Below are 24,892 nucleotides of genomic sequence, written 5' to 3' on the forward strand. Positions count from 1 at the left end.
CTTCGTGCACGCGTCCGTGTGATTCAAAAAGGGAAATGTCGGGCGCCGCCAGGCAGCGCCCGAACGCTCACTTGGTCGCCGTGACGACCACCTTGCCGGTGACCGTCTCCGGTTCGCCCTGCACCTTTACAGACAGCGTCAGCTGGTAGCGGCCGGCCATCGGCAGGTCCGTCTTGAAGGCGTACACGCCCGGCTCCCTGGACGGTAGCGGCGCGACCGCCGATTCCATTTCGGCCATTCCGTCAGGGGCCATGTCGACGCGGGTCTTGAAGACGACCGCGTCCGCCACCGGCTTGCCGGTTTGCTTGTTGGTCAGGCGAACGGCGAGCGTGACGTCGTCGCCCTTCTTCATCTCCGCCTTGACCGGTTCGAAGGTGTAGTCGCCGGCGCCCGCCATGGCCGCGGTTGCGGCAAGCGAAAGGGTGGCGGCCAGAGCCGCAGTGCTGAATTTGGAAAACATAGTCCTGTCCTCATGATCTGATCTTCCGCCGTGGCGCATGGCTGCGCGCACGTCAGTCGTCGTCGCGAGCAGGCGTGCCGCTCGCGTCTTTAGGATTTGCGAGATCAGATTCGAGGAGGTCGGAAGGGAGGACTGCTGCCGTGCAAGGAGACGACCTGATCGGCCGGTATGGCGATCTTGCTCGCGGCAACGGTGAGATGCTGGAAAGCAATGGGCCTGACATCGCCCAGCGCGATCATCCCGCCGACGCAGCAGAAGCCCATCGCGCACTTGTAACCGGCGTGAGAGCCCGTCCCCTTCATGTCGAGACAACAATCGTCCATCGACATGTCGGCATCGCCGCCCATGTGCATGGTCGTCTGCATGTCGTCAGGCGACATGGCAAGCTGGGCTGCGGACGCGCCAACGGGAAGCATCGCCAAGGATATGGCGATTGCGAGAGCCAGAATGGTACGAACGAACCGCAAGAGCGACTTACCTTGTCAGGCCGGAACACGACCTCACTAACATATCCGCGCGCGGAAAACAGTCGTTGATCCCGGTCAACCATCCGTGACCGAAACCTATCCGACGCCGCCGACCAGTCGCGGACGGTTTACGCTTCGTTTCCCGGTCGCCTGGCTGCGCAGCCATTCGCGAAAACTGACGATCTCCGGGCAATCCGCGGTGCCCTCGGGCGCGATCAGCCAATCGCCCAGGCCGGATCCCTCACCAATGCGGTCGCAGCGATAGCCGGGATGACGGCCGAGGCCGCGGGCGATCAAGAGATCGACCTTGCCTTCGACCAGTTCATGCAAGCCGGCAGGCTGGAGCACGCGCAAGCCGATCTCGGCATGCGTCTCGCGAAACGCCGCCAGAGCGAGGCGGCGCAGATCGAGACTGGCATGGACGCCCAGTTGCAGCAGCACCGCGCCTGCCGGTCTCAACTGCGAGGTCGCATCAGCAATGCGGCGGAAGCCGTCGGAGACTCCAGGCAGATACGCCTGGCCGGCCGCGGTCAGGATGAGTTGCTTGTGCAGCCGCTCGAACAGCTGCACGCCGAGGCGCGCCTCGAGCGCTTTCACCTGCTGCCCGACAGCGGCGGGCGTCACGTGCAGTTCGTGCGCGGCCAGCTTGAAGCTGAGATGGCGCGCGGCGGCTTCGAAGGCGCGGAGTGCGTTGAGTGGCGGGAGGGTGTAGGTCATCGCGCCGCAGTTTGACACTGGCGGGCCGCGGTCTTGCAATAGATTTTCTAGTGCTGGAGCGAAGCAATGGTGCTTTGCACCGCGGGGATGCCGCCGGATACGGTCGGTTCGCAACATCCTGAAATCCCTGAGGTGCCCAGTGGCCGAGACCATCCATCCTTTCTACGAGCAGCATCGCGGCGCCATGGAGGCGGCGATGCGCCATCGCCTAGATCTCGCCGAGCCGATGTTGCGCGAACGCGCGCATCTGTCCGACATCGACGGCATCAAGCGGGAGGTCATGGACGAACTCGAGATCGTGCTGACCCAGATGCCCTATGTCGGCGGCGCGGCGAGCCGCATGAGCGAGGTCTTCATCCGTCTCACCGGCTTCATGGCGACGAGCCGCGTGCTGCGGCGCCACGGCGTGCCGCTGCCCGTGATCCGCGACATCGAGCAGCGGACTCACAAGGCGCAATTGCTCACCAAGCCCGAGGCCGAACGTCTCGCCGCGGGGCGTCAATTCATGTCGCCGGAAAACCAGGCCTTGCTGCGCGAGCAGGCGGCAAGAAGCACGACGGAGAGCCATCAGGCAGAATTCCCGGAAGATTTCGTCTACGATTTCGTCGCGCCTGGGCCGGACGATAGTTTTGAATTCGGCATCAACTACCGGGCCTGCGGCTTCTGCAAATTCGCAGGCCGCCATGGCGACAAGGACATCCTGCCGAACATTTGCGGGCTCGATTTCGACGCCTACGCGACGCGCGGCATTCTTCTGGAACGGACGCAGACGCTGGCGGGTGGCGCGAGCCATTGCAATTTCCGCTTCTCGCGGCTCCCATCGGAGCAGGGCGATTGACGCTCCGTGCCGGCCCGGCGGCAGCCCGGCGGGCAGGGAGATGCCGCGCAATATCTGTTTACATACGGAAACATTTCTTCTGCCGAAACGCCACGATCGACCGGCACCTGATCCGGGCCTCGCTTGCGCGCAGGCGGCCGGCTCGAGGGGACAAAGGCCCCCTTCCCCGGCCATATCCTTGGATTTTTGCCGATCTGATGTCGTTTCACTCGTTCGCCGTTGTCTGTGTGCCAGCCGCAAAAGAGACCGGTCCTCGCACGCCGCGATTGCGGCGCGAGCCGATGTCGGCACTCCGCTCCGTCGCTGCCGCGCTGATGCTGGGCGGCGCGCTGGCGGGCTGCGCGGTCGGTCCGGACTACGGCGGCCCGCCCAAACCCGAACTGCCGTCGCATTGGAGCAGCAAGACGACGTCGCGGCGCGAGAGCGGCACGCTCGATCGATGGTGGCTGCGCCTGCGCGATCCCCTGCTCAACCGGCTGATCGAACAAGCCGTCGCGGCCAATCCTGATGTCCTCAAAGCCAAGGCTGTGGTGCGCGAGGCGCGTGCAACGGTGCAGCAGACCGCCGCCGGCCTGTTTCCGTCCGTCAGCGGCACTGCCGAGGTGACCGACAACAAAACCAGCGCGGGCTCCGCCTCCACGCTAGTCGACACCGCGCCCTACGCGCTGCATCAGGCAAGCTTCGATTCGAGTTGGGAGCTCGATCTGTTCGGCGGCACGCAGCGGAGTATCGAGGCGGCGGTGCGCGGCGAGCAATCTGCCGGCGAAGATCTGCGCGACAGCCTCGTCACGCTGATCGGCGACGTCGCCTCCTACTATGTCGAGGCACGCGGCTACCAGGCGCGGATTGCGCTGGCAATTCGCACCTCGGTCTCGCAGCGCGACACCGAAAAGCTCACCCGCAGCAAATATGACGCCGGCAGCGGCAACGCCGTCGATCTTAGCAAAGCCACCGCACAGGCCGCGAGCACGGAGGCCAACGTTCCGACCTATCGGGCCGCGCTCGCCGCCGATGTCCACCGGCTCGGCATTTTGCTCGGCCGGCCGCCCGACGCCGTTGCCGGATTGATGGCCCGCTCGGCGCCCGTGCCGGCGCCGCGCATGCCGCTGCCGACGGGACTGCCCGCCGATCTCCTCACGACCCGTCCCGATGTTGCCAGCGCGGAGCGCAAGCTTGCGCAGGCAACCGCCAAGATCGGTGCGGCCGAGGCCGACCGCTATCCGGCGGTGTCGCTGACCGGCTCGGTCGGCACGTCGGCGTTGCGCGTCGGGGATCTCGCCAAATATTCCAGCGTGAGCTGGTCGGTCGGGCCCTCGGTGACGGTGCCGGTGTTCGATGCCGGCAAGCGCCTCGCCACCGTCAGGATTGCCGAAGCGCAACGCGACCAGGCCTTCGCGACCTTCCATTCGACCCTGCTCACCGCGCTGGAGGATGTCGAGAACGCGCTGGTCTCCCTGTCGCAGGAGCGCATCCGCGCGGTCAAGCTGACCGAAGCGGCGAACAACTACCGCGAGGCGGCAAAATTGTCGCGATCGCTGTTCGAGACCGGCAGCGCCAGCTTCATCGACGTCCTGGACGCCGAGCGCTCGCTCTATTCGGCCGAGGATTCCCTGATCCAGAGCAAGGTGTCGGCAGCCAAGGATTACATCGCGCTCGCCAAGGCGCTCGGCGGCGGCTGGGTCGAGCCGGTCGACACCTCGGCCCCGCTCATCGTCGATACCAATACCGGACCTCATTTGCGGGAGGCGCTGAAGTGACCGGGATCATCATCACACGGCGTGTGAAGATCGCCGCGGCCGTGGTCGCCGTCGTGGCGATGGGCGTGGTCGCGGCGACGCGCTTTCCGGGCAGCTCCAGCAAGACGCAGTCCTACATCACGGCGCCCGTCACCATCAGCGATCTGCGCGAGGAGGTGCTCGCCAGCGGCACGCTCAAGCCGGCGCGGCTGACCGCCGTCGGCGCGCAGGTGTCGGGCCGGATCACCGCGCTCAACGTTCGCGTCGGCGACACGGTCAAGTCCGGCGACGTGATCGCCCAGATCGATCCCGTCACCAAGCAGAACGATCTGCGCAACTCGGAAGCCTCGCTGAAGAACTATCGCGCGCAGAAGGCCGAGAAGGAGGCCGCGCTGGTGCTGGCCGAAGCCAACCTCGCGCGCCAGCAGGCCACGCTGGCCCAGCGCGCGACCTCGCGCAGCGACTTCGACAGCGCGGACTCGACCGTGCGACAGACCCGCGCCCAGATCGCGGCACTGGAGGCGCTGATCGTCGGCGCCGAGGCCAGCGTCGAAACAGCAAAGGTCAATCTCGACTACACCCGCATCACCGCGCCGATCGACGGCACGGTGCTTGCCACCGTGGTGCAGGAAGGTCAGACGGTCAACGCGGTGCAATCCGCGCCGACCATCGTCGTGCTCGGCCAGCTCGAGACGATGACGGTGCGGGCGGAGATTTCGGAGGCCGACATCGTCAAGGTCAAACCTGGGCAATCGCTCTACTTCACCATCCTCGGCGACCAGGACCATCGCTACGAGGCGCATCTGGAGCAGATCGAGCCGGCGCCGGAATCGATCAAGAACGATGCCAGCTTCTCCTCGACCACCACGTCGTCGTCCAGCTCCAGCACGAGCTCGTCGAGCTCGACTAGCACGGCCATCTACTACATCGGCGTCTTCACCGTCCCGAACAAGGATCTTGCGCTGCGGACCTACATGACCGCCGAGGTGCACATCATCACCGGCGAGGCGAGCCGCGTGAAAGTCATCCCGGCGCTGGCCGTGATGCGAAAATCCGACGGCCGCAGCACCGTGCGCACACTCGCCGCTTCCGGCGACGTCAGGGAGCGCGAGGTCAAGACCGGCCTCAACGATCGCACCATCGTGGAGATCAAGTCCGGACTCGACGAGGGCGAACGGGTCGTCACGGGCGAAGCGAACGAGCAGACCGCATCGCACGGCATGCCGGGCGGGCCGCCGGGAGGTCCCTGACATGACGGGCCCCATCATCGCGCTGGACAAGGTCCGCCGCGAGTTCACAGCCGGCGACACCAAGGTGGTCGCGCTCGATGATCTCTCATTGAGCATCGCGCCGGGCGAGATGGTCGCCATCATCGGCTCATCCGGCTCGGGCAAATCGACACTGCTCAACATCCTCGGCTGCCTCGACCGCCCGAGCTCCGGGAGCTATCGCGTCGCGGGCAAGAACGTCGCCGAGCTCGACGCCGACGCGCTGGCGGCGCTGCGTCGCGAGCATTTCGGCTTCATCTTCCAGCGCTACCATCTGCTCGGCGACCTCTCCGCCGCCGCGAATGTCGAGATCCCCGCCGTCTATGCCGGCATCGGCGCACGGGAGCGGCGGCTACGCGCAGAAGCGCTGCTGACCCGTCTCGGCGTCGGCGATCGAGGCGGCCATCGCCCGAACCAGCTCTCGGGCGGCCAGCAGCAGCGCGTCTCGATCGCCCGGGCCCTGATCAACGGCGCCGAGGTCTTCCTGGCCGACGAACCCACCGGCGCGCTCGACCGCCGCAGCGGTGAAGAGGTGCTGAAGATCCTCGAAGAGCTGCATCTCGAAGGGCGCACCATCATCATCGTGACCCACGACGACGATGTCGCCGCACGGGCCGGCCGCATCATCGAGCTCAGGGACGGCAGGATCGTCTCCGACCGTCGTGCGGAGACCGCGACGGTCTCGGAGCCGCCTCCGGTCACATCCCGCACGACGCAGCACGGCGACGCCGGCTGGGCGAGCGCATTGGGCCGGCTGCGGGAGGCCTCGCGCATGGCGCTGGTCGCGATGGCCGCGCACCGGCTGCGCGCTTTCCTGACCATGCTCGGAATCATCATCGGCATCGCCGCCGTGTCTTCCGTCGTTGCGCTCGGCAACGCCTCCCAGCGCAAGGTTCTGTCGGACATCTCGAGTCTCGGCACCAATACGATCGAGGTGTTTCCGGGCAAGGATTTCGGCGACGCGCGCGCCGGCAAGATCAAGACGCTCGTGCTCGGCGACGCCCGCGCGCTGGAGCGGCAGGCTTTCATTGCCGGCGTAACGCCGACGGTGTCGACCAGCACGACGGTGCGTTATCGCGGCAATGAATCCAACGTGCTGGTCAACGGCGTCGGCGAGAGCTATTTCCTGGTCAAGGGCGCAAAACTGGCAAAGGGCCGCCTGTTCGGCAGCGAGGCGGTCCACAACATCGAGCGCCAGGTCGTCATCGACGAGAACACGCGCAAGACCTTCTTCGCCGACGACCAGACCGCGGGGATCGGCCGCATCATCTGGCTCGGCAAGGTGCCGTGCCGGATCGTCGGCGTGATCGCTCAACAGCAGGGCGGGTTCGGCTCGAACCAGAACCTGTCGGTCTATCTCCCCTACACCACCGTGCAGGCGCAGTTCACCGGCGACTCGTCCTTGCGCAGCGTGCTGCTGCGGATCAGCGACGATGTCTCGACCAGCCTGGCGCAGGATGCGGTCACCACGCTGCTGACGCAACGCCACAGCACCAGGGATTTCGTCATCCTCAACACCGACGACATCCGCCGCACCATCACCAGCACGACCCAGACGCTGGCCTTCCTGGTGGCCGCCATCGCGGTGATCTCGCTGATCGTCGGCGGCATCGGCGTGATGAACATCATGCTGGTGTCGGTGTCCGAGCGGATCAGCGAGATCGGCGTCCGCATGGCGGTCGGCGCGAGGCGCAGCGACATCCTCCAGCAGTTTCTGGTGGAAGCGACGCTGATCTCCTCGATCGGCGGCATCGCCGGTATTCTGATCGCGGTGCTGCTCGGCACCGCCATCAACATCGCGATTCCCGGATTTGGCGTGAGCTATTCGCCGTTCTCGATCGGAGCGGCATTCCTGACCTCGACCGGGATCGGCATCGGCTTCGGCTTCTTTCCCGCCCGCCGCGCCGCCTTCCTCGATCCCGTGGTGGCGCTGAGCCGTGACTGACCCTAGGATTGCATCATGACCGTAGTTCTTCGGACGCGACAAGCGTCCGCAAATCGATCAACGATCGGGGCTCCCGATGCGATTTCAATCATGACCGGCGTCACTCAGAACATCCTGGTCGTCGAGGACGACCGGCCAACCCGCGAGCTCATCGCGCGCTATTTGCGCGAGCATGCGTTCGCCGTCGAGACCGTCACCAACGGCCGCGAGATGGACCGTTATCTTTCGCAGAACCGCGCCGACCTGATCGTGCTCGATCTGATGCTGCCGGGGGAGGACGGCCTCAGCCTGTGCCGGCGCCTGCGCATCGAGAGCCCGACGCCTGTGATCATCCTCACGGCGAAGGGCGAGGATGTCGATCGAATCCTCGGCCTCGAGATGGGCGCCGACGACTATCTGGCAAAACCGTTCAACCCGCGCGAACTGCTCGCCAGAATCAACGCGGTCCTGCGTCGCCGGAACAGCGCATCGTCTCCAGGGGCCGCGGTGACACGCCTGAAGTTTCAGAGCTGGACGATTGACCTCAGGCTCCGGGAGCTGCGCGATCCCGAGGGTGCACAGGTGCCGCTGACGAGCGCCGAGTTCGATCTGCTGCAGGCCTTCTGCGAACGGCCGGGCCGCATCCTGACCCGCGACAGCCTCCTCAACATCACGCGCGGACGTCCCGAAAACGGCTTTGGCCGCAGCATCGACGTGCTGGTCAGCCGGCTGCGCCGCAAGCTCGACCGGACGGAAGGCACCTCGGTCATCAGGACCGTCCGCATCGGCGGCTACATCTTCACGCCTGTCGTGGAGGAGGCATGATCCGCGCCGCCGACATCGTTTCGTTGTTCAGCTTCCGCCGCATCAGCGGCCAGATCGCGGCGCTGATCCTGGTCTCGCTGGTCTTCATCCATGTCTCGGTCGCAGCATATTTTCTGCTGGGCCGGCCCAAGCTGCTTTCGGACCGGCCGTTCGAGCAGTTCGAGTTGATCGCCCAGATCGTCGCCAACACGCCGCAGACCAGCCGCCCCGTCGTGCTCGACAGTATCAACCAAACCTTTCCGACCCTGAAAATCCAGTTACGCGACCGCGTATCCGCCAGTTCGGAGCCGTTGCCGAAGCTGACGCCCCTGAATGTCCCATCGGCGATCGAAGGTCGGGCCGATCTCATTCGCGGCGCGAGCCCGGACGGCGATCGCCTGTGGTTCTACCTGAGCAAGGACGAGGTGCTCGAGGCCACGATCGGATCATTCAAGATGCCGGCCTTCGTCAGCGGGCTCTGGACCAGCACGTTGCTGTTCCTGGTGGCGAGCGTGACGCTGCTCGGCGTCTGGGCCGGACGCGCCCTCTCCTCGCCGCTGTCGGCCTTTGCGCGCGAGGCGGAGAATTTCAGCCTGAACCGGTCGTCGGCGCCACTGCCCGAGAGCGGCCCGGAGGAGATCAGATCCGCCGCGCGCGCGCTCAACCGGATGCGCGAACGCATCACCACGCTGATGAACGACCGAACCCGCATGCTGGCGGCCATCAGCCACGATCTGCGCACCCCGATCACGCGCTTGCGGCTGCGCTCGGAATATATCGAGGATCAGACGCAGCGCGCGCAAACCGTGCGCGACCTGGACCAGATGCAATCGATGCTGGAATCCGTGCTGTCGCTGCTGCGCAGCGAAAGCCCGGCAAAGCCGACCCTGGTGGACGTTGCCGCCCTGCTCCAGACGGTCAGCGACCAGTTCTCCGATTGCGGTCATGCAGTGAGCTATCGCGGCCCCGCAAGGGCCACGCTGACCGTGCGTCCCGACGAGATCACCCGCGCGGTGACGAACCTGGTCGACAATGCGATCCGGCTTGCAGGCGACGTCAGCGTCGAACTGTCGATCACGAAAGGACAGATGCTGATCGATGTCGCCGATGACGGGCCCGGCATTCCCGACGAACGGAAAGCGGCGATGCTGGAGCCGTTCGTGCGCGGCGAGGATGCCCGCACCATGGACGAGACGGCCGGCTTCGGCCTGGGTCTTTCGATCGCGCAATCCATCGTCGCGGCCCATGGCGGGCGGCTCATCCTGCTCGACAACGCTCCCAGGGGCCTGCGTGTCCGCCTGCTGCTGCCCGATGCGAGCCTGGAGAGCCAGCCCTGAGCCGGGCAGATCGCGATCGGGTGGGTTACGGCGGCGACGATGGAAGGCGTACGCCCTCATGCGCCCCGCACCGGCAGTTCTCGTAGTCCACGGGATCATGGCTGTTGAAGATCGTCACGCGATCGCCGTGGCTGAGCTTCAGCTCACGCAGCCTTGCCTGGTTGGCGATGCGGGCGTTGCGATCCATGTCGGCACGACGCTGGAAATAACCGAGCACCAGCGGCGCGCGAGGTGATGCATCGAGCTGGGCGTGATGGAAATAGCTGTCCCCGGCATGCAGCAGCCACTTCTCGCCCGAGCGCACCGCGATGCCGCAATGGCCGAGCGTGTGCCCGGCGAGCGGGATCATCAGGATGTCGGCTTCCTTGTCGCCGAGCGCGCGCACGCCCTTGAAGCCGAACCAGTCCTCACCGGCCTCGCCATAGAATGCCCAATTCGGCCGGTGGCTCCATTGCCCCGTGACATAGCGCCCCTCGGGCGGCGCGGGCTTGCGCAGCACGGCCATGTCGTGTTCGGCGCGATGGACGTGGATCGCGGCGTGCGGAAAGTCGGGGACGCCACCGGCGTGGTCGCGGTCGAGATGCGTCAGCAGCACGTGGCGCACGTCGGCGGGCGAATAGCCGAGCGCCTTCACCTGTTGCACGGCCGTCTCGGCAGGATCGAGTTTTGGCGTGGTCTGGCGTAGCCATCGTTTTCCCAGCCTGTCCGGCGTGGCGATATCGCCGAGGCCGATGCCGGTATCGACCAGGGCGAGGCCGTCACGGGTCTCGATCAGCAGACAATGGCAGACCATGCGAGCCCGTTGGAACAGGCCGCCGGTGCCGTTCACGAGCCGTCGGCCCATCGGACACATCGTCCCGGTGTTGAGGTGGTGGATTTTCATGAGTGACGCTCGCCTGTTGTGAACAGGCCGTTCTTGTCATCCCCCTCTCCATAGGTACAATATTGAATATTGATAATATCTCTAGGTTTCTCCTATGGACATCCGCGAGCTTCGCTACTTCGCCGCCGTTTATCGAGAACGCAACCTCACGGCTGCGGCCCGCACCTGCTTCGTGTCGCAGCCGTCGATCTCGACCGCCATCACCAATCTGGAGGCCGAGCTCGGCACCACGCTGTTCATCCGCCACAAGAAGGGCGTCGCACCCACCGCCTCGGCCGAGCAGTTCCATGCGCTGGCCCGCCGCATCATCGACGAGGCCGACGCGGCGCGCAGCCTGTTCCGCAAGCCCAGCACGAAGATCACGCTGACCCTCGGCCTGATGCGCACGCTGGACGTGACCCGGACGATCGCCCTGCTGAAGCCGCTGACGGCACGCAGCGACATCGCGCTCCGGCTCGTCGGCAGCGAGGAGCGCGCGGATGCAAGGATCGTCTCGAAGAGCATGCTTGGGGATGACGAGCATTTCGTCCCGCTGTGGAGCGAGCGTTATGTCGCGGCGCTGCCGCCATCGCATCCGTTGACGCTGAAGGAGAAGCTTCGCGCCGCCGACCTCGCCGACGCAGCCATGATCGACCGCTGCCATTGCGAGCAGAGCGCGTTCTTCGGCCGCACGTCGGCGCGGCGTCCATCTGCGGCGATCGCGCAATCGGAGGATTGGGCGATGGCGCTGGTCGCGGCCGGCGTCGGCATCGCCATCGTCCCGGAGGGCGTGGCAAAGGGCTATCCTGACGTCGCCGTCAGGGAGATCGATGTGAGGGTCAAACGCGAGGTCGGGTTCGCCTACCGCGCGTCGATGCCTCTCGCGGATGCATTGAAGGACTTCGTCGGGAAGCTGCGGAAGCAGCGCCGCAAGCCCGAGCGGACCGGGCAGCGCCGCGTTGGCAAACGTCGTGATTGAGCATGATCGTGCCGGAAACCGGCTCGGACTTGTCCGGAGATCGTACTCAGCCCTTCGACACCACGGCGCGGCCATAGGCCGGAAGCGACTGGACCGGCGGATTGGCGGTCTGGGCCGCAAGCTCGCCGATCAGGCGGTCGGCATCGGCGGCCATGCCGTCGGGGGCCTGGATCACCAGCCGCTCCAATGCCCAGCGATACGACGAGACGCGCTGCTCGAGCGACAGCTGCACCCACTGGATGATCAGCGAGTTCTCGCGCATGCGTTCGACCGCATCGGTCCGCTCCTGCGGCGAGAGCGCGGAGACGCGCGCCATGCTGGCGTCGCGCTTCTTGTCGAGATCGATGACGCGGATCGCGCTGGCGAAGAACGGCTCGAAGCGGGTGATGTCGTTACGGACGTCCTCGATCAGCTGCGCATAGCGCGAGGCGTGCGAGCGGTGCGGCTCGTCGATCAGGGTGCGGCCGTACATGGTACGATCGAACACGATCTTCTGGTGCCACGGCGAGGGGATTGCCTTGTAGTCGCCGAACACGCTCTTCCAGGCCGGCCGCGACAGCGGCGGCTCGATCATGGGATAGGCGAGGTCGCGAAGCTGGCGCTCTTCGTCGGTGAGCTGGAATTGCGAGGGCTTCAGGCCGAGGCTGCCGGTCGCCTCGGCACCGAGCCAGCGATGCATGTCGTCGCTGCGCATGTCGGCGCGGGTGCGGCCGAAATCGCCGCCGCTGCAGCCGGCAAGCGACGCTCCGACCACTGCGAGCAGGATGGCCGATACGACACGGCGGATCTGGCGGATGACGTCCGGCATTGCAACAGCCGCAAAGCTAGCGGCGACGACGACGGCGCCCCGGCGCGGTGCCCTGCTCCGGTCCACGGTCGCCGCTGGTTTCGTCCGCGTCGCGCTCGATACGGATGACGGGAAGAATCAGGATCGTTCCCATGTCCGCGCGCGGTGTGACGTCCCCCGACGAGCCCACCCGGCGACCGGCCGGAAATTCGATGATGGTCCCCATGTCAGCTCTCTCAATTGCCGCGCGACCGAACGCGCCGCTGCAACATGGAGATCATTAGGATCAGTTTATGGTTAACGGGGTGTAAACACCGCCTTCCGACCGTAACCGCACGGGCCGATTGAAGCCGTCCCGCGGCGGGACGACGACGGTCGAAATGCGCGGGTTTGCTTCACACTTCGTTTTCCTTAAGGAGCCTTTAAAGGAACCCTTGATAGGCTTGCGGCAACAGTTCTTCCGAGTTGCGTACGCCTCCATGACCAAGTCGCTGTTTCCCGGATTCGATGGGCTGATGACGCTCTCCCGCCGCGAGGGCGTGGATGTTCGCCCCACCCTGCTGCGCGTGCTGACCGACCTCTATGTCCAGACCAGCACCCACAGCGAGGACGAGCAGCGGCAATTCATCGAGCTTGCGACGCGGCTGATCGACCAGGTCGACGACGGGACGCGCGCTTCCGTCAAGGCAAAGCTTGCGATCTATCCGCAGACGCCGGTTCCGGTGCTCCAGAAGCTCGGGCTGGTCGCGGCCCAGGAAGGCCGCAGGATTCCGCTCGCGCGCGAAATCCCGCGCCTTTCGCCCGCCCCCTCGCCTGCCCGTCCGCCGACCGAGGCCGAGCAGCGCATGGCCGCCAGCATGGCGATGCAGCCGAAGGAAGCGGCCGAGATCCACGACATGTTCTTCCGCGCCGATGCGAGCCAGCGCGCGCTGATCCTGCACAATCTGGCGCAGACGCCGCTGAAGGCCGCGCCGCGGATTCCGACCGTGCATGCCAAGCGCGCGATCCAGGTCCTGGAAATGGCGGCCATTGCGGGCGACGTCGAGAGCTTCACCTACGAGCTCGGCGACACCTTGATCCTGCCCGCCCGCGTCGCCACGCAGATCGTCGAGGACGCCGGCGGCGAGGCGCTTGCGGTCGCCGCACGCGCGCTCGACATGCCGAGCCCGAACTTCCAGCGCATCCTCTTGTTCTTCAAGCCCGCGATCGGCACGTCCGTGAACGAAGTCTACCGGCTGTCGCGGCTCTACGACCGCCTCAGCGACCGCTCCGCGCTGGTGATGCTCGCCGCCTGGCGCGGCTCGACCCTCGCCGTCACGCGCGCCAAGTATCAGCCCTCGCTGCATGACAACGACCGCCAGCGCGCCCGCGCGGGCGCCAGCCAGTCGCGGCCGAGCCTGCAGCCCGGCTCGAGCCCGGCGGTGCGCACCGGCAGCGGCGGATCAGAGCGCTAAAGCCAGCCTCTGCAGGCACCGACTTTGATACGTGCCGCGCTCTAGCCAGGTCATTGCGAGGAGCTCTCGCGACGAAGCAATCCAGAATCCCGCCGCGGAAAGATTCTGGATTGCTTCGCTCCGCTCGCAATGACGGCTACACCTTTGCCAGATCGAGAAAGTGCCTTCCCGCGCGGTCTTCGGTCTCGACGATCCAGGCATCCGGATCGAACCGAAGCTCCTTGGTCAGGCGCTCTTCCACCGCGGATTCCGGCATCGGCTGCGGCGCGGCCGGCACGAAGAAGCGATCGACGGGCCGACCGTCCTCGTAAGACGTCTGCGGCGCCGGCACGTAGAGCATCGCATTGCCGTCGAGCAGCGACACTTTGACGAACACCGCGCCCGCCTCCTCGGCGCCGCGATGGCGCACCGCGCCGAACACGCCCTCGGTCTGGCACCGGCGCAAATAGGCCGCGACCCATATGTTGGATTTCAAACGCATGAGTCGAACGATAAGCCAGCGCGACCTGCGCCGCCAGTGTCAGCTCGGGATTGTCATGCCTTGCTGACGCCTTGCCCGCCGCCGATCTGGCGCGCGACGAGGTATGACAGCGGCATTGCGAGGGCAAATCCCACGGCGACCGCGTACGGGATGTTCCTGATGGCATCGGCGGCAAAGCTCGGCACCATCAGCACCACGATCAGGCTGACGCCCGCCAGCACCGTGCCGAGCATGATCCACACGAGAATCGAGACCTTGAACATGACGACCTCTCTGCCTTGATGAGATGGACGATCATCTTCTCCGATGGTTCCAGCCGTCATTGATCCCAAGCAAATCATGCCGGCGCAATTGCGTACCAGCCGTGCCGGCGTGCGGGCCCGGGATTGACCGGTGTCAATGACGGGGCACGTTCGACTATTCGACGGGGTGGCCGATCGCGGCGGCAAGCTCGCGCAACAAACGGTCCGACACCTGGCCGGTGACGGGCATCTTGTGCTGGCGCTCGAAGGTCTGGATCGTCGACTGGGTCTCGCCGTTCATCGCGCCGGTGATCTTCAAATTGCCGTAGCCATATTCGGACAGCGCGCGCTGCACGCCGGCGATCCGGCGCGCCGCCGGGCTTAGCTGCGCCGGGATCAGCGCCGGCGGCCGAGCAACAGCCGCTGCCGACGGTGGCGGCGTCGGTGTGGTCGACTTGATGACCAGATTGGTCATGGGATCGCCCGAGCGCGGCGTAGAAGCGGTCGTCTCGGCGGGCTTCTCCGGCGGCTTCTCGGCCGGTTTGGGCTCGACGCGAAACTCGGTCGCCTTCGGCTCGAGCGGCGACGTATCGGCGCCGACCGGCCGCGGGCGCGGCATGGTATTCGTCAGCGACATGGAGGACGGCGCGGGAAGGTTGATCACGGTGCCGAACATCGGCGCCGGATGCCGGCCGGTCTGCAGGAACAGCGCGTTGGCAACGATGGCGCTGACGGCGGCGGCGGCGACGAGGCCGGCCACCGTATCCTTGGGGCTGTGCAGGAGCACGCGCATCACGAGATTGCGCTCGGTCTCGACATCCACGGCCGCGGCCTTAGCGCCACCCTTGGCACCATTCTTGGCGCCACGGCGGCGCGGAGCGGCTTCGTCGTTGGCGGACTTTCTAGGCACTTTTCTTCACCGGAGCAGGTTGGTCCTGAATTTCATGACGGGGCGCCTGCGTCAGCGTCGCGACCTTGCTCTCGGCCGGCTTGGCTTGCGGCGGCGTGTAGACGAGCGGCAGCTTGACGGTGACGGCGGTACCTTCGCCGAGCTTGCTTTGTACCGTCAATTCGCCGAGATGCAACGCCACGAGGCTCTTCACGATCGAAAGGCCAAGGCCGGTGCCTTCGTGCCGGCGTTCATAGGTCTTGCCGCACTGGAAGAACGGCGCGCCGATGCGCTTGAGATCCTCGGGCGCAATGCCGACGCCCGTGTCGCTGACACGCAGCGTCAGTCGCGAAGCGGATGCCGATGCAGACACGGTGACCTGCCCGCCGCGCTCGGTGAACTTGATCGCGTTGGCGACGAGATTGAGCACGATCTGCTTGAACGCCCTGGGATCGCCGGTCATCACGGGCAGGTCCTGCGGCGCGTCGGTGATGAGGTCGACGCCGTTCTCCCGCGCCTTCAGCGCCAACAGGTTGCAGCAATGCAGCAGTGAGGTGCGCGGCGCGAACGGCTCGGCCGAAATCTCGAAATTGCCCGATTCCATCTTCGACATGTCGAGGATGCCGTTGACGACCGACAGCAGATGCTGGCCGGAGGCGTTGATGAGCTCGGCATATTCCTTGCGCTGGCCGGCGGCCAGCATCAGGGTCTGCTCCTGCGCGATCATCTCCGAGAAGCCGATGATGGCGTTGAGCGGCGTGCGCAGCTCGTGGCTCATGGTGGCGAGGAAGCGCGTCTTGGCGGCGTCGGCGGCTTCCGCCGCGCTGCGCGCCTGGTCGAGCGCCTGCTCGGACAGCTTGCGATCGGTGACGTCGCGCATCACGGCGACGACTTCCGCCTCATGGGCGGGATCGCGGCCGAGCTCCTGATCGAGCGGCCGGCAGCGCATCTCCACCCAGATGAAGTCGACCTGACCGCGATCGGAACCGACGGGCTCGCGCCGCAGCCGGAATTCGACGCTGCGCACGTCGCCGCGCGCGGCGTCGGAGAGCGCGGTGAGATAGGCCGGACGATCGGCGACATGGACGCGATCGAACAGGCCGTGGCCGAGCAATTGAGCAACCGGCATGCCGAGCATGGCTTCGGCCGCCGGCGAGACGAACTGCACCGCGCCGTTGCGCTGATGGCGCGAGATCACGTCGCTCATGTTGCGCGCCAGGAGACGATAGCGCTCCTCCTCGCGCGACAGCAGCGTGACGCCGGTCCGCGCGAGCGACTCCGCGCCAAAGGCGAGACCCGCGGCATAGAGCGTCGCGGAGGCGACACCCAGGGCCATCATCGCGCCGCGCTCGGCAGCGCCGAGTCCGCCGCCCGGCAGCCAGCCGAACTGGCCGAGCAGGATCAGCAGGCCGATGCAGGACAGTGCGAGCAGCGACGCAAAGGCCGCGACGCGGCGCGAGGCCGAGAGAGCAGCTTCCAAGGGAACCACGACCAGCCAGATCGCGGCGAACGATTCAATGCCGCCGGTCGTGACCGCGATCGCCATGATCAGGCCGGCGAGCGCCAGCGAGGACAGCACATGGGCGCCTTCATAGCGGCCGGTGCGTGACAGGAACCAGGACAACAGGATCGGCGCGATCAGCCAGGCAAAGGCCGCGACCTCGATGGCGCTCGGCGCACCGCGCAGGACGAGATAGACCGGGAATGCGGCAAAGGCGGCCAGGCTTCCGAGAAGCCGGGGCGCCATGAAGGCCCGATGACGTGCACGCGTCAGCGCATCGTAACGCGCGGAGGGATGCAGCAGTGCATCGAGACAATCGCGGATGATACTCAAAACTGTCACGGGTCTCGCGCTTCGGCTCAATCGTCTCGAGAAGACGCGCCGGAACGCCTCCTTATCGTTGAGCCACCGTGTCAGAGCGACCTTAAACGAGTGCTAAGGCGGATCGGCCCGTCACCCGACACCGTGTCATCGCGGAGATTTTTAGGCGATTTGGCGATGTCATCATCGGATGATGGTGAACATAGGGTTTCGCCGCCCCGCTCATGGTTTCGAATTGGTGGATATGCAGGGCCGGACAACCACGGGCGCCGGCGTCAATCGAATATTTACGAGAACTCTATCCGCGAAGATTCTTGCGTAAATTTTCCGCGAATTAAGCTCAAGGCAATGACTTGCGATTTATCGAGAGTTGCTAGGTCGAAACGCACGCGGAAATCGCCGTCGCGGGATCTAACGTACAGGTCGATAAGATGCGCTTTCTGCTTCGCATCACATTCTGGCTCGGGCTGGTGCTGGTGCTCCTGCCGCGGGACAAGACGCCCGAATCGGAGAAGCTGCCGCAGATCGGCGCCGCCGATGCGGTGCAGGCTGCGACCGCGGCCGTCTCCGACATGACCCAGTTCTGCAAGCGCCAGCCGGCGGCCTGCGAAGTCGGCGGGCAGGCCGCGACTATCATCGGCCAGCGGGCCCAGGATGGTGCGCGCAAGATCTACCAGATCATCAACGAGAAAAAAGAGCAGCTCGGCAACGAGAAGGCTGAGAAAAACGAGAAGAAGGCGCCTGATCGCACCGGCTCGATCGCGGCCGCCGGCGAAGGCGATGCGGTTACGAGCGAGGCGCCGCGCGACACGCTCACGCAGGACGATCTCGCCCTGGAATGGCACGGGCCGGAGACGGCGAATTAGAGCGCGCGCTCATCGCCGCAAAGCTATTATCTCGATTGCCGCAAGCCGGTTGTATGACGTTTGTCGTATGGCGCTTCCGCAACTCCCGGACAGAAATGGAAAGCTACCCCCCCGCTGGCCTTGTTGAAGCGGCCAGGTCCCCGAATGATGCCGCGCGTCAGGACGTCACATCCTCCTCGAACGCAACCAGGCGGCTCTCGTGAAGAACTTCTCAACTGCTTTTTCGGCGTGGCAATGATTGCAGGCTGAAGCGCGGCCTCAGCCCAAGCAACATCCTCGTCCGAAGCGATTACTGATTTGAGGGAGCCCAAGTTTGGGCTCCAGGCCTATCGATTTCGTCCCGCCGCGCCCCTATATTGGCCCATAGAACGAACACGGGCCATCAATGACGACGATTGACGAGATCAGGGACAATTTCGAGCTTTTGGACGAGTGGGACGACCGCTACCGGTATGTCATCGAGCTTGGCCGCACCCTGGAACCGATGCCCGAGGACGAGCATTCGGCCGAGAACAAGGTGCAGGGCTGCGTCAGCCAGGTCTGGCTCCAGAAGCTGGTCGATCGCGACGGTGGCGCGGCGATCCTGAGATATCGCGGTGACAGCGACGCCCATATCGTGCGCGGCCTGGTCGCGATCGTGCTCGCGCTCTATTCCGGCCGCACGCCGCAAGAGATCCTCGATACCGACGCGATTGCCGTGTTCAACGAGTTCGGCTTCCGCGATCATCTGACGCCGCAGCGCTCCAACGGCCTGCGCTCGATGGTCGAGCGCATCAAGACGGATGCGAAAGAGGCGCTCGCCGAAGCGTCGTGAAGCTCCAAGCTGCACTGCCGTAGGGGGGCAAAGCGAAGCGTGACCACGGTCTGAGTGCGATCAATGAGAGATGGTGGGCACGGCGCAGGCGCGCCCTTGCCCACCCTACGAAATCGGCCTGCGCTTACTTCCCCTTCTTCCGCTGCTGCTGTCCCAGCCCCATCTTCTTGGCCAGCTGCGAGCGCGCCACCGCGTAGTTCGGCGCGACCATGGGATAGTCGGCGGGCAGGCCCCATTTCTCGCGGTATTGCTCCGGCGTCATGTTGTACTGGGTGCGCAGATGGCGCTTCAGCGACTTGAAGCGCTTGCCGTCTTCCAGGCACACCAGATAGTCGGGCGCGATCGACTTCTTCAGCGACACCGCCGGCTTTGCCGGCTCGAGCGGCGTCGTCTCGGTGCGGCCCAACGACACCCGCGTCAACGCGCCGTGCACCTGACTGATCAGGTTCGGAATCTCTGCGGCGGGCGTCGGGTTGTTGCCGACATAGGCCGACACGATGCTCGCCGTCAGCTCGATGAAATTCTTGGGCCCGGCATCCGACATGGGCGCGACCTCTCTCCAACCACGGTCCGTCGCGGCATTGGCGACGGCAAAGTAATTCGTGTCAACAATACGTTTGGCCGAAATAGGACAACTTGAGAATAGGGACCGATTACTGATCTCGCGAGAAGAATCGGGTTGTCTTACCTTGAACAGGCGAGGTCTTCAGCCACCGCGCTGGTCGAGATGGGCGCGCAGCTCGTCGATCGATGCAAAGCGCATCATGCCCTCCGGCATCTGCGCCTCGATCGAGCCGTCGGAATAGAGCGAATAGGCCATGCCGTCGACGATGCCGGATTTGAGCACCGTCACCGCCGGCTGCTCCGCCGCGGGCGGCTCGGGCGTCGGAGGTGGCGCGGCAGGCTGAGGCACAGCAGGTTCGAAGGTGGATGAGGCGCGCGGCGGCGGCCGACGCGCCGCGGGCGGCTCCGGCGGCCGCGCGCGGTCGGGCTTCGGCCAGGCATCCTCGAAACTCGCGTGCGGAGCAGCGGGCGGCGTGGGCTCTGCCTGCGCCTGCGGCGGCGCGCTTTCCGCCGTTTTGGTTTCGGCGCGCTCACGCTCCTTGCGGGAGCTCGAGGCGAACATCAGGTTGCGCCGGCGCGGCGCTTCCGGAGCTGCAGGCGGCGGCGGAGGTGCTTCCGCTTCCGCCGCTGCCTCGGCGCGCGGGCGCGCGGGTGTGGGCACCTCGGCCTGCCATGGCGGCGCGGCGGCTGGTGACGACGGCTCAGCCCGCATCGCGGGGAAGGGCTCCGGCGCCGGCGCACCCGATCCGGCAAGGCCCGGCAGCACCGGCCTGACGCGAACCTCCGGTGCCGCGGCGGTTGCGGCCAAACGGCGCGCGATGGCCTGCAACTCGAGCAGGACGACGTAGAGGCCGACCAGTAGCATTCCGGAGCAGACGCCAATCGTTCCGCTCGTTATGAGCGTGCTGCCGAGGCTGAAATCCCGGATCGAATAGCCGAACGCGACCGCAAGGAGGCCCGCCACGACGGCGAAAATCCCAGCGATCAACAAAGCCACGCTCATCGAACACACCCCCGGCCGCGCATCCACGCACGACACCCACTACGCCACGATACCGTCATCCTGCGTTCCACGCCAACGACCATTTGCCGCCACCGTTCCTAAGGGAAAGGATATCAGGGACTTATTCACATTCCCTTCAGCAACGATCCGCTAGCTGTCATGTACTCCCATGTTACCGGAAATTGCTGCGTCGCATCAGGAATTTAGCCATAATGCCCAATTACTTGGTAATGGAACTGCGCTATAGGGATTCCGGGGAACAGGCCCGCGAGCGCCAACAGGGCCAAGAGGGTATTCCGGGTCACCAATCGCCATGACATCCATCACGACCTCGGCGATCGACACGCCTCTCGGGCGCTCGGTTGAACGGACTTGCGACGATCTTGCCATGCTGGTGCTGGCTGCGGTCGCCGTCATCGCAGGCCTGACCTTTCGCGACTATGGGCTCGGCTGGGATGACTACACCCATGCCGAATATGCCGACCTTTTGCTGCGGATGTACGGCTCCGGCTTCAGGGACACGGGCGCCCTCTCCTTCGCCAACCTCTATATGTATGGCGGCGGCTTCGACATGGCCGCAGCGCTGCTGCACAAGGTCATTCCGCTCGAGCTGTTCGAGACGCGGCGCCTGGTCGGCGCGATCGTCGGCGTGATCGGACTTGCGGTGACATGGCGTCTCGGCCGCCGCGTCGGCGGGCCTCTTGCCGGACTTGGCGCGTTGTTGCTGCTCGCGCTCTGCCCGATCTTCTACGGCCACATGTTCATGAATCCAAAGGATGCGCCCTTCGCGGTGGCGATGGTCATCCTGATGCTCGGCCTGGTCCGCCTTGCCGAGGAATATCCAAATCCTTCGCCGCGCACGATCCTGATCGTCGGCCTGGGTGCCGGCCTGTCGATCGGCTCGCGCATCCTCGGCGGACTCGCGCTGGTCTATGCGATGATCGGCTTCGTCCCGCTGTTCCTGGAGGAACTGCGCACCGAGGGCGCGCGCGAAGCTGTCAGGCGTTTCGCCCATGTCGTTTACGTGCTGCTGCCCGGCCTCGTGCTCGGCTATCTCGTCATGGGTCTGATCTGGCCATGGTCGATCATGGAGCCCGGCAATCCCTTCGAGGCCTTGACCTATTTCTCGCACTTCTTCGAGAAACCCTGGAAGGAGATGTTCGACGGCGCGATCGTATCCGTCCCCGACATGCCCTGGTCCTATCTGCCGACGCTGTTCGCGCTGCAATTGCCCGAGGTGATGCTGGTGCTGATGGCAGGCAGCGTGGTCGGCACCTTCGCGTTATTGCCGCGCCGCGGGGTTCCAGCCCGCCGCAAGACCATCATGCTTATGCTGACGCTGGCGGCCACCCTGCCGCTCGTGATCGCGATGGTGAAGCGCCCGGCGCTCTACAACGGCATCCGCCATTTCGTCTTCGTGATCCCGCCGATGGCGGTGCTCGGCGGCGTTGCCCTCGCCTGGATCATGGAGCGCCTGCGCGCCAATCACCGCGCTTGGCAGCCGGCCGTGCTCGCCGTGTTCTGCTTCGGCCTCGCGCTCTCGCTCGCCGAGATGATCCGGCTGCATCCCTATCAGTACACCCACTTCAACCATATCGCCGGTACGGTGCGTGGCGCCGACGACCGCTTCATGCTGGATTATTGGGGCCTCGCGCTGAAGCAGGCCTCCGACGAGCTGCGCGAGCAGCTGGTCGAGCGCCAGGAGGTGCCGCCGCGCAATCGCAAATGGAAGGTCGCGGTGTGCGGTCCGCAGCGGCCGGCCCAGGTCGCGCTCGGCCCTGATTTCACCATCGGATGGGATTCCCACGCGGCCGATTTCGCGATGACGCTCGGCGAATTCTACTGCAAGGGCCTTACCGCGCCCGTGATGGTCGAGATCAAGCGCGACGACGTGGTGTTCGCCCGCGTTTACGACATCCGAGGCCGCAGCATTTCCAGTCTGCTGTCGATCCCGGCACCGTAAAGTTCGTCTCCCAGGTCGTACCGCTCTCCGCCTTCGCTCTTCGAGCTACGGCGGACAAGCATGCGGGCTACGCTGAACAGCCGCGCTTTAGGCGCCTTGCCGCCACTCCAGAGCACGACTAGGCTCGCTCCCCGCAACAACGAGGTTCGGAGAGAATTGCCATGTCGCCAGCGGAAGCGCGCCTGAAGGAAGTGCCGTCAAACATGACGGAGGCGGAGTGGCAGCAACGGGTCAATCTCGCCGCCTGCTATCGCCTCGTCGCGCTGTACGGCTGGGATGACCTGGTCGACACCCACATCTCCGCGCGCGTGCCCGGTCCCGACCATCATTTCCTCATCAATCCCTACGGGCTGATGTTCGACGAGATCACGGCCTCGAGCCTGGTCAAGGTCGATCTGCACGGCAACCAGCTCTCCGAGAGCGAGTACAGCATCAATCCGGCCGGCTTCACCATCCATTCGGCGATTCACGAGGTGCGCGAGGACGCGATCTGCGTGCTGCATCTCCACACGCTGGACGGCACTGCGGTGTCGAGCAGCGCCGAAGGCCTCTTGCCGCTGAACCAGACCGCGCAGCTCGTCACCCACGACCTCGCCTATCACGACTACGAAGGCATCGCGCTCGATCACGACGAGCGGCCGCGGCTGCAGAAGGATCTCGGTGACCACAATCACATGCTGCTGCGCAATCACGGCACGCTGACGGTCGGCCGCTCGGTCGCCTCGGCGTTCGAGCGCATGTACCACCTCGAGCGCGCCTGCTCGATGCAGGTGCGCACCCGCGCGCTGGGCACGCCGGTCTATCCGGTCGAGCCGATCGCGATCGAGAAGAACACCGAGTTGCTCGCCAACCGCGACCGCGCCGAGCTGCGCGCCACCAACCTCGTCTGGCCGCCGCTGCTGCGCAAGCTCGACCGCGAGCTGCCGGGCTATCGGTCTTGAGATTTTCGGGATTTCGTGTAGGATAGTTGCTACCTACCTCTACACATTCCGGAATGAAACGCCGTCCAATCCCGGGCGGCGTTTTTATTTTGCGTGATGCGCCCTCCACCGTCATTGCGAGGAGCTCGCGACGAAATTGCGAAGCAATTTTGCGCTGGTGCGACGAAGCAATCCAGACTGCTTCCGCGGCGAGATTCCTGGATTGCTTCGCGGAGCCTGTCATCGGGCCGCGCTTCGCGCGGACCCGGTGGCTCGCAATGACGTGGAGAGAGCTGCGCCCTATTTCACCTCCGCCAGCGCGGCGAGGATACGGGCCCAGGAGCGGATGCCCTTCTGGAAGCTGCGCAGATCGTATTTCTCGTTCGGCGAGTGGATGTTGTCGTCATCGAGGCCGAAGCCGACCAGCAGCGAGTCGAGCCCAAGCGTGCGCTTGAAATCGGCGACGATCGGAATCGAGGCGCCGGAGCCCATCAGCACGGTCTCCTTGCCCCATTCCTCGGTCAGCGCCTTTCTGGCGGCGGCAAGCGGCTTCATGTTCCAGTCGAGCGCGACAGCCGGCGCGGCGGAATGGTCGCCGAACTCGACCTTGCAGTCACCCGGGATGCGCGCAGTCACGTAATCGCGAAAGGCTAGGCGGATCTTCTGCGGATCCTGCCCCTGAACCAGGCGGAACGAGACCTTGGCCGAGGCATGCGACGGAATCACCGTCTTGGAGCCCTCGCCGATGTAGCCGCCCCAGATGCCGTTGACGTCGCAGGTCGGACGCGTGGAAGCCTGCTCGACCATCAGTCGTCCCTTCTCGCCGGCCGGGATCGACAGGCCAACCGGCTTGAGGAAGGAGTCCGGCGTGAATTCGAGCTTCTTCCACTGCTCCAGGATCTCAGGCGGCGTGTCCTTTACGCCGTCATAGAAGCCGGGAATGGTGATGCGGTTGTCATCGTCGAACAGTCCGCCGAGAACCCTGGTCAGCACCCGGATCGGGTTCATCGCCGTGCCGCCGAACACGCCGGAATGCAAATCGCGGCTCGCGGCAGTGATCTTCACCTCTTCATAGAGCAAGCCGCGCAGCGCCGTGGTGATCGCAGGCGTCTCCGGATCCCACATGCCGGTGTCGCAGACCAGCACGTAGTCTGCCTTGAACTCGTCCTTATTGGCCTCGACGAACGGCACGAAATTCTTCGAGCCGACCTCCTCCTCGCCCTCGATCAGGAAAGTGACGTCGATCGGCAGCGAGCCCGTCACCTTCTTCCAGGCGCGGCAGGCTTCGACGAAGGTCATCACCTGGCCTTTGTCATCCTCGGCGCCGCGCGCCACGATGATCTTGCGGCCGTCGGCGTGGTCGGCCACGACAGGCTCGAACGGCGGACGGTGCCAGAGGTCGAGCGGATCGACCGGCTGCACGTCGTAATGGCCGTAGAAGATCACATGCGGCCGTCCGCCGGCGCTGGTCTTGCCGACGACGGCGGGATGGCCGGCGGTCGGCCTCACTTCGGTCGCGACACCGATGCTGGCGATGTCCCTGGCCAGATGCTCGGCCGCGGCCCTGCAATCTCCGGCATAAGCCGGATCGGCGGAAATCGACTTGATCCGCAGCAGCGAGAACAGGCGCTCAAGGCTGTTGTCAAAGTCCTTGTCGATGTGGTCGAGCACGGATTGAAGCTGCGCGTTGGCCAT

Annotated in this window: 25 protein-coding genes; 12 read left to right on the top strand and 13 right to left on the bottom strand. The window is 65.4% G+C overall.

What is annotated here, in order from left to right:
* Positions 1-67 precede the first annotated feature (67 nt).
* The 3 genes from X265_RS25470 to X265_RS25480 form a co-directional block, all read right to left on the bottom strand.
* Positions 68-460, bottom strand: a complete 393-nt coding sequence (locus X265_RS25470) for a FixH family protein (RefSeq protein ID WP_128967309.1) — start codon at positions 458-460, stop codon at positions 68-70.
* Positions 461-564: 104 nt separating this feature from the next.
* Positions 565-927, bottom strand: a complete 363-nt coding sequence (locus X265_RS25475; RefSeq protein WP_128967310.1) for a hypothetical protein — start codon at positions 925-927, stop codon at positions 565-567.
* Positions 928-1,023: 96 nt separating this feature from the next.
* Positions 1,024-1,644, bottom strand: coding sequence for a LysR family transcriptional regulator (locus tag X265_RS25480; protein WP_128967311.1), 621 nt, complete (start codon positions 1,642-1,644; stop codon positions 1,024-1,026).
* Between the two features lie 139 nt (positions 1,645-1,783).
* On the opposite strand from X265_RS25480, the gene X265_RS25485 reads away from it, so the two are divergent.
* The 6 genes from X265_RS25485 to X265_RS25510 all read left to right on the top strand — a co-directional run bounded on the left by X265_RS25485 (position 1,784) and on the right by X265_RS25510 (position 9,551).
* Positions 1,784-2,482, top strand: a complete 699-nt coding sequence (locus tag X265_RS25485) for an L-2-amino-thiazoline-4-carboxylic acid hydrolase (protein ID WP_164938786.1) — start codon at positions 1,784-1,786, stop codon at positions 2,480-2,482.
* Positions 2,483-2,763: 281 nt separating this feature from the next.
* Positions 2,764-4,239, top strand: coding sequence for an efflux transporter outer membrane subunit (locus X265_RS25490; protein WP_128967312.1), 1,476 nt, complete (start codon positions 2,764-2,766; stop codon positions 4,237-4,239).
* Positions 4,236-5,468 carry an efflux RND transporter periplasmic adaptor subunit gene (locus X265_RS25495; protein ID WP_164938787.1) on the top strand — a complete coding sequence of 411 codons (1,233 nt, stop codon included), beginning with the start codon at positions 4,236-4,238 and terminating at the stop codon, positions 5,466-5,468. Before X265_RS25490 ends, X265_RS25495 begins: the two co-directional genes overlap by 4 nt.
* A 1-nt stretch (position 5,469) precedes the next feature.
* Positions 5,470-7,431, top strand: coding sequence for a MacB family efflux pump subunit (locus X265_RS25500; RefSeq protein WP_128967313.1), 1,962 nt, complete (start codon positions 5,470-5,472; stop codon positions 7,429-7,431).
* 90 nt (positions 7,432-7,521) lie between these two features.
* Entirely contained in the window at positions 7,522-8,235 is a 714-nt protein-coding gene (locus X265_RS25505) for a response regulator (protein ID WP_164938788.1), read from the top strand.
* Positions 8,232-9,551 carry an ATP-binding protein gene (locus tag X265_RS25510; RefSeq protein WP_128967315.1) on the top strand — a complete coding sequence of 440 codons (1,320 nt, stop codon included), beginning with the start codon at positions 8,232-8,234 and terminating at the stop codon, positions 9,549-9,551. The genes X265_RS25505 and X265_RS25510 overlap by 4 nt, the downstream gene beginning before the upstream one ends.
* A 25-nt stretch (positions 9,552-9,576) precedes the next feature.
* On the opposite strand, the gene X265_RS25515 is transcribed toward X265_RS25510, so the two are convergent.
* Positions 9,577-10,434 (bottom strand): MBL fold metallo-hydrolase, encoded by an 858-nt coding sequence (locus tag X265_RS25515; RefSeq protein WP_128967316.1) that lies wholly within the window; start codon positions 10,432-10,434, stop codon positions 9,577-9,579.
* A 94-nt stretch (positions 10,435-10,528) separates the two neighbouring features.
* Between X265_RS25515 and X265_RS25520 the strand changes: the two genes are divergently transcribed.
* Positions 10,529-11,392, top strand: coding sequence for a LysR family transcriptional regulator (locus X265_RS25520; protein WP_128967317.1), 864 nt, complete (start codon positions 10,529-10,531; stop codon positions 11,390-11,392).
* A gap of 46 nt (positions 11,393-11,438) precedes the next feature.
* On the opposite strand, the gene X265_RS25525 is transcribed toward X265_RS25520, so the two are convergent.
* Both X265_RS25525 and X265_RS25530 read right to left on the bottom strand, forming a co-directional pair.
* Positions 11,439-12,200, bottom strand: a complete 762-nt coding sequence (locus X265_RS25525) for a hypothetical protein (RefSeq protein ID WP_128967318.1) — start codon at positions 12,198-12,200, stop codon at positions 11,439-11,441.
* A 16-nt stretch (positions 12,201-12,216) separates the two neighbouring features.
* Entirely contained in the window at positions 12,217-12,405 is a 189-nt protein-coding gene (locus X265_RS25530) for a hypothetical protein (protein WP_128967319.1), read from the bottom strand.
* Between the two features lie 253 nt (positions 12,406-12,658).
* On the opposite strand from X265_RS25530, the gene X265_RS25535 reads away from it, so the two are divergent.
* Positions 12,659-13,633 carry a DUF2336 domain-containing protein gene (locus tag X265_RS25535; protein ID WP_128967320.1) on the top strand — a complete coding sequence of 325 codons (975 nt, stop codon included), beginning with the start codon at positions 12,659-12,661 and terminating at the stop codon, positions 13,631-13,633.
* Positions 13,634-13,769: 136 nt separating this feature from the next.
* Here the strand turns inward: X265_RS25535 and X265_RS25540 are convergent, their stop codons facing one another.
* From X265_RS25540 to X265_RS25555, 4 genes are all read right to left on the bottom strand, one after another.
* Positions 13,770-14,114, bottom strand: coding sequence for a DUF1491 family protein (locus tag X265_RS25540; protein WP_128967321.1), 345 nt, complete (start codon positions 14,112-14,114; stop codon positions 13,770-13,772).
* A 53-nt stretch (positions 14,115-14,167) separates the two neighbouring features.
* Positions 14,168-14,377 carry a hypothetical protein gene (locus X265_RS25545; protein WP_164938789.1) on the bottom strand — a complete coding sequence of 70 codons (210 nt, stop codon included), beginning with the start codon at positions 14,375-14,377 and terminating at the stop codon, positions 14,168-14,170.
* A 154-nt stretch (positions 14,378-14,531) separates the two neighbouring features.
* Positions 14,532-15,266, bottom strand: coding sequence for a peptidoglycan-binding domain-containing protein (locus tag X265_RS25550; protein ID WP_128967323.1), 735 nt, complete (start codon positions 15,264-15,266; stop codon positions 14,532-14,534).
* On the bottom strand, positions 15,259-17,088 hold the full coding sequence (locus X265_RS25555) for a PAS domain-containing sensor histidine kinase (RefSeq protein WP_164938790.1): 1,830 nt from the start codon (positions 17,086-17,088) through the stop codon (positions 15,259-15,261). Before X265_RS25555 ends, X265_RS25550 begins: the two co-directional genes overlap by 8 nt.
* Before the next feature lie 410 nt (positions 17,089-17,498).
* Here X265_RS25555 and X265_RS25560 point away from each other — a divergent pair, with 410 nt between their 5' ends.
* Entirely contained in the window at positions 17,499-17,933 is a 435-nt protein-coding gene (locus tag X265_RS25560; protein WP_128967325.1) for a DUF5330 domain-containing protein, read from the top strand.
* A gap of 385 nt (positions 17,934-18,318) precedes the next feature.
* Entirely contained in the window at positions 18,319-18,747 is a 429-nt protein-coding gene (locus tag X265_RS25565) for a SufE family protein (protein WP_128967326.1), read from the top strand.
* 124 nt (positions 18,748-18,871) lie between these two features.
* On the opposite strand, the gene X265_RS25570 is transcribed toward X265_RS25565, so the two are convergent.
* Both X265_RS25570 and X265_RS25575 read right to left on the bottom strand, forming a co-directional pair.
* Positions 18,872-19,291 carry a Ros/MucR family transcriptional regulator gene (locus X265_RS25570; RefSeq protein ID WP_128967327.1) on the bottom strand — a complete coding sequence of 140 codons (420 nt, stop codon included), beginning with the start codon at positions 19,289-19,291 and terminating at the stop codon, positions 18,872-18,874.
* A gap of 162 nt (positions 19,292-19,453) precedes the next feature.
* Complete coding sequence (locus tag X265_RS25575; protein WP_164938791.1) at positions 19,454-20,314, bottom strand: DUF308 domain-containing protein; 861 nt, start codon at positions 20,312-20,314, stop codon at positions 19,454-19,456.
* A 313-nt stretch (positions 20,315-20,627) separates the two neighbouring features.
* Here X265_RS25575 and X265_RS25580 point away from each other — a divergent pair, with 313 nt between their 5' ends.
* Together X265_RS25580 and X265_RS25585 are read left to right on the top strand one after the other, a co-directional pair.
* Positions 20,628-22,277 carry a glycosyltransferase family 39 protein gene (locus X265_RS25580; protein ID WP_128967329.1) on the top strand — a complete coding sequence of 550 codons (1,650 nt, stop codon included), beginning with the start codon at positions 20,628-20,630 and terminating at the stop codon, positions 22,275-22,277.
* A 161-nt stretch (positions 22,278-22,438) separates the two neighbouring features.
* On the top strand, positions 22,439-23,218 hold the full coding sequence (locus X265_RS25585) for a class II aldolase/adducin family protein (RefSeq protein ID WP_128967330.1): 780 nt from the start codon (positions 22,439-22,441) through the stop codon (positions 23,216-23,218).
* A gap of 279 nt (positions 23,219-23,497) precedes the next feature.
* Here the strand turns inward: X265_RS25585 and X265_RS25590 are convergent, their stop codons facing one another.
* Positions 23,498-24,892, bottom strand: a complete 1,395-nt coding sequence (locus X265_RS25590) for a M20/M25/M40 family metallo-hydrolase (RefSeq protein WP_128967331.1) — start codon at positions 24,890-24,892, stop codon at positions 23,498-23,500.

The organism is Bradyrhizobium guangdongense (assembly GCF_004114975.1).
In the GTDB taxonomy this organism is placed as follows: Bacteria; Pseudomonadota; Alphaproteobacteria; order Rhizobiales; family Xanthobacteraceae; genus Bradyrhizobium; species Bradyrhizobium guangdongense.

What these genes read in the sequence shown, in the direction of transcription:
- X265_RS25530 (WP_128967319.1), bottom strand. Translation starts at nt 12,405, where the DNA reads ATGGGGACCATCATCGAATTTCCGGCCGGTCGCCGGGTGGGCTCGTCG.
- X265_RS25575 (WP_164938791.1), bottom strand. Translation starts at nt 20,314, where the DNA reads ATGAGCGTGGCTTTGTTGATCGCTGGGATTTTCGCCGTCGTGGCGGGC.
- X265_RS25565 (WP_128967326.1), top strand. Translation starts at nt 18,319, where the DNA reads ATGACGACGATTGACGAGATCAGGGACAATTTCGAGCTTTTGGACGAG.
- X265_RS25505 (WP_164938788.1), top strand. Translation starts at nt 7,522, where the DNA reads ATGACCGGCGTCACTCAGAACATCCTGGTCGTCGAGGACGACCGGCCA.
- X265_RS25525 (WP_128967318.1), bottom strand. Translation starts at nt 12,200, where the DNA reads ATGCCGGACGTCATCCGCCAGATCCGCCGTGTCGTATCGGCCATCCTG.
- X265_RS25585 (WP_128967330.1), top strand. Translation starts at nt 22,439, where the DNA reads ATGTCGCCAGCGGAAGCGCGCCTGAAGGAAGTGCCGTCAAACATGACG.
- X265_RS25590 (WP_128967331.1), bottom strand. Translation starts at nt 24,892, where the DNA reads ATGGCCAACGCGCAGCTTCAATCCGTGCTCGACCACATCGACAAGGAC.
- X265_RS25470 (WP_128967309.1), bottom strand. Translation starts at nt 460, where the DNA reads ATGTTTTCCAAATTCAGCACTGCGGCTCTGGCCGCCACCCTTTCGCTT.
- X265_RS25510 (WP_128967315.1), top strand. Translation starts at nt 8,232, where the DNA reads ATGATCCGCGCCGCCGACATCGTTTCGTTGTTCAGCTTCCGCCGCATC.
- X265_RS25545 (WP_164938789.1), bottom strand. Translation starts at nt 14,377, where the DNA reads ATGTTCAAGGTCTCGATTCTCGTGTGGATCATGCTCGGCACGGTGCTG.
- X265_RS25500 (WP_128967313.1), top strand. Translation starts at nt 5,470, where the DNA reads ATGACGGGCCCCATCATCGCGCTGGACAAGGTCCGCCGCGAGTTCACA.
- X265_RS25535 (WP_128967320.1), top strand. Translation starts at nt 12,659, where the DNA reads ATGACCAAGTCGCTGTTTCCCGGATTCGATGGGCTGATGACGCTCTCC.
- X265_RS25490 (WP_128967312.1), top strand. Translation starts at nt 2,764, where the DNA reads ATGTCGGCACTCCGCTCCGTCGCTGCCGCGCTGATGCTGGGCGGCGCG.
- X265_RS25540 (WP_128967321.1), bottom strand. Translation starts at nt 14,114, where the DNA reads ATGCGTTTGAAATCCAACATATGGGTCGCGGCCTATTTGCGCCGGTGC.
- X265_RS25570 (WP_128967327.1), bottom strand. Translation starts at nt 19,291, where the DNA reads ATGTCGGATGCCGGGCCCAAGAATTTCATCGAGCTGACGGCGAGCATC.
- X265_RS25515 (WP_128967316.1), bottom strand. Translation starts at nt 10,434, where the DNA reads ATGAAAATCCACCACCTCAACACCGGGACGATGTGTCCGATGGGCCGA.
- X265_RS25520 (WP_128967317.1), top strand. Translation starts at nt 10,529, where the DNA reads ATGGACATCCGCGAGCTTCGCTACTTCGCCGCCGTTTATCGAGAACGC.
- X265_RS25560 (WP_128967325.1), top strand. Translation starts at nt 17,499, where the DNA reads ATGCGCTTTCTGCTTCGCATCACATTCTGGCTCGGGCTGGTGCTGGTG.
- X265_RS25580 (WP_128967329.1), top strand. Translation starts at nt 20,628, where the DNA reads ATGACATCCATCACGACCTCGGCGATCGACACGCCTCTCGGGCGCTCG.
- X265_RS25480 (WP_128967311.1), bottom strand. Translation starts at nt 1,644, where the DNA reads ATGACCTACACCCTCCCGCCACTCAACGCACTCCGCGCCTTCGAAGCC.